General features: G+C 29.8%; 4 protein-coding genes. All 4 read right to left on the minus strand.

The window, feature by feature from the left end; translation table 11 throughout:
- Positions 1-89: 89 nt before the first annotated feature.
- Positions 90-425, minus strand: coding sequence for a hypothetical protein (locus RI68_RS02300; RefSeq protein ID WP_017193626.1), 336 nt, complete (start codon positions 423-425; stop codon positions 90-92).
- Between the two features lie 111 nt (positions 426-536).
- Positions 537-2177 carry a uridine kinase family protein gene (locus RI68_RS02305; RefSeq protein ID WP_017193627.1) on the minus strand — a complete coding sequence of 547 codons (1641 nt, stop codon included), beginning with the start codon at positions 2175-2177 and terminating at the stop codon, positions 537-539.
- A gap of 240 nt (positions 2178-2417) precedes the next feature.
- Positions 2418-3725: a TldD/PmbA family protein gene (locus RI68_RS02310; protein WP_017193628.1), complete on the minus strand. Its 1308-nt coding sequence runs from the start codon at positions 3723-3725 to the stop codon at positions 2418-2420.
- Between the two features lies 1 nt (position 3726).
- On the minus strand, positions 3727-5115 hold the full coding sequence (locus RI68_RS02315) for a TldD/PmbA family protein (RefSeq protein ID WP_017193629.1): 1389 nt from the start codon (positions 5113-5115) through the stop codon (positions 3727-3729).
- Positions 5116-5206: the final 91 nt, after the last annotated feature.

The following is a 5206-nucleotide window of genomic DNA, read 5'->3' on the forward strand; positions in this document are numbered from 1 at the left end:
TATAAATAGAAAAAAATTATTACTTAATGTATATTTCCCGCAACCAAAAAATAAATAATTTTAACTTTCTTTCGAACTTATCACCTACTCTATACTTGAGTAGTTGCTAAAATTAAATTGTTTTGCAATTCTGGATCCACAATTTCTTCATCTTGTATTTTCGCTTTTATTTCCCTTAAATTGGCTTTTTGCCATACATCTAAAGAATTTTTTTCTTGTTCTGCTTGGTTTAACCATTCTTTAGTCTCATCAGAAATTAACAATTGACGAATAACTCTTGTTAAACTTAAAATCTCTTGTACGCGGCTTTTTTCCGAACCTTCTTTCATATTACAAGCTATATCCCAATGCAGTATATTTAAAATATTTTCAAAATGTCCGATTTCTTCAAATCTTTTTTCTAATTGTTGATAATGAACAGACATTGTTTCACCTTTTCTTCAAATTAATTTAATAAATACAAAATCACAGAAAAAACATCATATAACTTTGACCTTTTTCACACTTAAAACTTATATCCTTTATTATAACATTTTTTATTGATAAAAAGGACTATTTCCGATAAATTCCCTTAATAAGGATTCATGCGGAATCAAATCAGATTCCCAAGCGTCAAACCAACTTAATAATTTTAAATAATATTGAGCTTTTTCAAAATACGGACTCATCAAAGGCACTTCTAACAGTAAAGGTTCTAAATATGGCTTTAAAACGTTAAATTCATAAATTAACTCCGAATTAAATACATAATCCGTTTCTTGTTGATAAGGATAAATCCACCTAAATTCGCCTTCTCGAACAGATTTCCAAAAATCAAAAGTTTTTAAAATATTAGTGCTTCTCATTTTTAAATCTCGAATAGTTCTACGCAAAAAACGAATATCTGTGATATGCAAAGGATTGTGTTCATCCAATGATAATTGGTGTTGAGGAGCAATGTAAATTTTAAATTTTTGTTCCCTATAAAGGGAAGGTAATAATGCAGGATTATTAGCGTGAATTCCTTCAACCAACAAGACTTGTGTATCGATTTCGATAGGTTTGTGGGTAATCACGCGAGTACTGAAATCAAATTGAGGAATGATAGCTTTTTTATGTAAAATTAAATCATTGATATTTTGGTTAAATAAATCAATATTTAACGCTTGGATGTGTTCAAAATCATAAAATGAACCATCTGAGGTTTTGAGAACTTCTTCGAGGGGTAAGTAATAATTATCCATACTAACCAAAGTGCTTGTAACACCTACAGCCATTAATTGTAATTGTAGTTTTTTGGCTAAAGTGGTTTTGCCACTGGAAGACGGTCCAGCAATATTAATAATTTTTATTTGATCTTTTTTATTAGCTATTTGGTTGCTGATCTCCATTAACTGTCTCTGGTGGTTAATTTCCGCTATGCTAATTAAATCAAATTTGTTTTTAGGATTGGAGGAATAATTATTTATTTGATAAATATTTTGTGTTTGAGTCATTTGACGCCAAACCGAAGTTTGATGCAAAGTTTTTTCAAAAACAGGTTCTTCCTTGAAAAAAGGTATTTCACCATGATGAAAAGTTTGAGGAAATTGCAAAATCATAGAAGAAGAACGATATAATAATTGATAGTGAGTTAAATAACTCGTATTAGGAACCATGCCTTGGTGCATATCGTTATAATACGAATCACAAACATATAAAGAGACCTTATGTTGGGGTTTTTGTTGAAGAAGCTTTTTTTTATTCTCAAAACCAAAAGTGTCATATATTTCTAAAGCTTTTTCCAAAGAAAAAGATTTTTTTTCAATTTTTAACTTTTGCACTACTAAGGTTATCATTTTTTTTTGAATTTGTTCAAACATTTCTAAAGTCAATTCTGCGTTATTTTCGAGTGTAACCAAAAGAGATTGCGAACTATAATAAGAAAAATGCACTTTTTTATCAGGAAATACATGATAAAAAGCCATAACGACCAAATATCTCAAACTAGCTTCATAAATGTTCACCGTTTGAGGATGAGATAAATCTAAAAAAAGAACGTCATTTTCGGCTTCAACCAATTCAAACGTTAATCCGCGTATTTTATTATTTACTTTAGCGGCGTAAACATTGGTCAATTGTAATTGTTTTTTTACTTCTTCTAAACTAGTATTATAATCCACATTTAAAGTTTGATTTTTATAATATACTTTTAACACGATTTTTTCTTTCTTATCTTATAATTTTTGTCAAAAATAAAAATACCTATCTTTAAATTGTATTTTGTAAAACGCCTTTAAAGCTACTTTTATAATATAAAAACAAATAACCAAAATAATTTCAAATAAATAATGTTTGTCCTTTTCATATTTTTGAAAATAATGCTTATAAAGGATCACGCATCAAACCAAAAGACTCTCTTATTGGAGAGTCTTTTGGTTATTTGTCTAAAGAAAGGTTTAATTGCCGCCAATCATTAAATCTCCAACATAAACACTAGCGCTGCCAAAACCAGAAACTTGGAATTCAAAATCATTAGCTATTTCTTTTAAATTTTTTAAAATATCAAAAAAATTACCTGAAACAACAATCATTTTCACCGGAGTAGTGATTTTACCTTTTTCAATCTTAAAACCACTAGCTTGAAGACTAAAAACACCGCTTACAGTTTGAATCCCTACATGCATACCGACTAAATCATCGATAAAAACACCTTCTTCAATGGTAGATACCATATCATCTAAACTTCTTTGTCCTGGTTTTAAATAACAATTGCTAAAACTGGTGCCTCCATCAAAACCGTTACCTGTCGGTTGAGTGTTAAAGATTTTGGCTGTTTTTAAATTATGGATAAAACCTTGAAAAACACCGTTTTCAATCACGTTTTTAGGTTGACAAACAACTCCTTCGTCATCAAATTTTTCTTTGAAAAAAGCTTGATCAGAAAAAGGGTCTTCAATGATGTTTACTTGAGGAGAAGCGATAACTTGTTTTTCTTTATCTTTTAATTGAGTTAAATTTCTATAAGCACTTTGTCCGGTAAAAATACTGCTAAAACTGGCTAAAAAATCAGCAAACATTTCGTTTGAAAAAACTGTAGAATAACTTTTTGATTTTAAAGTAGCTCCGTTTAATTTTTTTTCACCCGCAAAAACCACTTCTTGGGCTTGTTTTTCCGGATTAAATTCTTGGAAATCTTTGACAAGTTTTAATTTACCAAAACTTTGTACATCGCCATCTTTTTGGAAAATAGCAGAAACATAAAGATAAGCGTAACTATTTTCTTGTTCTAAATGAAGCCCTTTTGAGTTAATTAAAGTTTTTTTACTAAAAACCTCTTTATAAGAATTGGTTTCAATTTTTTTCATTAATTTCGAAGAAGACATATTTTTTTCTAAATCTTTTAAAAGTTGAATTTTCTTTTCTAAAGGAATAACGGAAAAATAAAAATTTTTTTCTTCCCAATCGGGATAAGAGGAGGAACCTTCAAAAATAATCGCCGGATCTTTGCTGTCAACTGTTTGAGTGTTTTGCTTCAAAGCGACCAACATTTTATCGACTGTTTCATCATCTATTTTTTCAAAATATACTTCTGTTGATTTATTGTCATAAATCCCTTTAATATTAACTGTCACCAGATCGCTTTCTACAAGTGATTCTACTTTGTTGTTATCTAGGGTTAATTTAAAACTTTTGCTTTCGCTGACAAATATTTCTAAAGCTTCAAAGCCTTTATCTAAACCTTTTTGAATCCATTTTTGATACATTTTAAGCATTTTCCTTTTTGTTGCCGCCAACAACCATTTCTTGTACTCTAATAGTGGGTTGTCCTACATCAGTAGGGATTGAACCAGAAACAGAACCGCACATTCCTTGTCCTAAAGATAAATTATCTCCTACACGATCTATTTTTAATAAAACATCATCTCCATAACCAATCAACATCGTTCCTTTAACAAGAGTAGTCAATTTACCATCTTCAATCAAATAACCTTCTTTAACAACGAAATTAAATTCTCCCGTAGCGGGTTCAACTGTTCCGCCGCCTAAACTTTTAGCATATAAACCGTATTTAGTATCTTTAATAATTTGTTCTGGTTTATCGGTGCCGTTAGCGATATAAGTTGAATTCATTCTTGAAGTGGGAGAATATTTATAAGACTCTCTTCTGGAAGAACCGGTCGGTTTAGATTTCATTTTACGTCCATTACGGAAATCAACTAAATAGCTTTTTAAAATGCCTTTTTCAATTAAAAGGTTTTTTTGGGTTTTTATTCCTTCATCGTCAAAATTAAGTTTTCCCCAAGCGCCTTCAATAGCGCCGTCATCATAAGCTGTTACTATATCAGAAGCTATTTTTTGGTTTAATTTATTATTAAAAGGCGATAAACCTTTGGCGATAGCAGTAGCTTCTAAAGGGTGCCCACAAGCTTCATGGAAGATAACGCCTCCAAAACCATTATTTAAAACTACGGTCATAACTTGCGGCTTCATTTCTTCTGCCTTTAATAAAGTCGTCGCTCTTTGAGCTACTTCTTGTGCTAATTGTTCTAAGTCTATTAAATCAAAAAATTCTAATCCCATAGAACGTCCTGGACCTTCATAAACATCTTGAATTTGTTCGCCTTCTTTAGCTACCGCTATCAAACCACAACGTATATAAGGTCTTACATCATTTTGATAAACTCCTTCTGTATTAGCGACCAAAATTTTTTGTTCTTTTTCTTGATAATTAACAATAGTTTGGATTATTTTATCATTTTGTTTTTTCATTATGTTTGATAATTTAATTAATTTTTTTGCTTTTTCTTCTCTTGTCATCGAATCAAAAGGTTTTTTCATACTTTCTTTTAAAGTTTGAGGCTCACCCAAAGGAACAACTGTATGTTTCGGTCCTTTAAAATTCCTTTTTAAACGTGTCATTAATTTTTGAATATTGTCAAAATCAACTTTATTAGTGTAACCGTATACTTCATCTGAACCTTGTAAAAGTCTTACTCCTACGCCAAAAACATTATCAGTTGATAAGGAAACGACTTCTTGACCGGTTATTCTTAAACTATTAATAATATTGTCTTCGAAAAATAATTCAGCAAAATCAGCGCCTGATTCTAAAGACTGATTTAAAAGAGTTTGTATTTCTTCTTTTTTTATCATGTGTTTTTAAAACCTTCTTTTTTTAATTATTTCATATTTTTATGATAATTTAAAACTATCTTAATAATAACATTTTTAAAAAAAAATATTA

Origin of the sequence: Vaccinium witches'-broom phytoplasma str. VAC, from assembly GCF_000309405.1 — a bacterium.
In the GTDB taxonomy this organism is placed as follows: domain Bacteria; phylum Bacillota_I; class Bacilli_A; order Acholeplasmatales; family Acholeplasmataceae; genus Phytoplasma.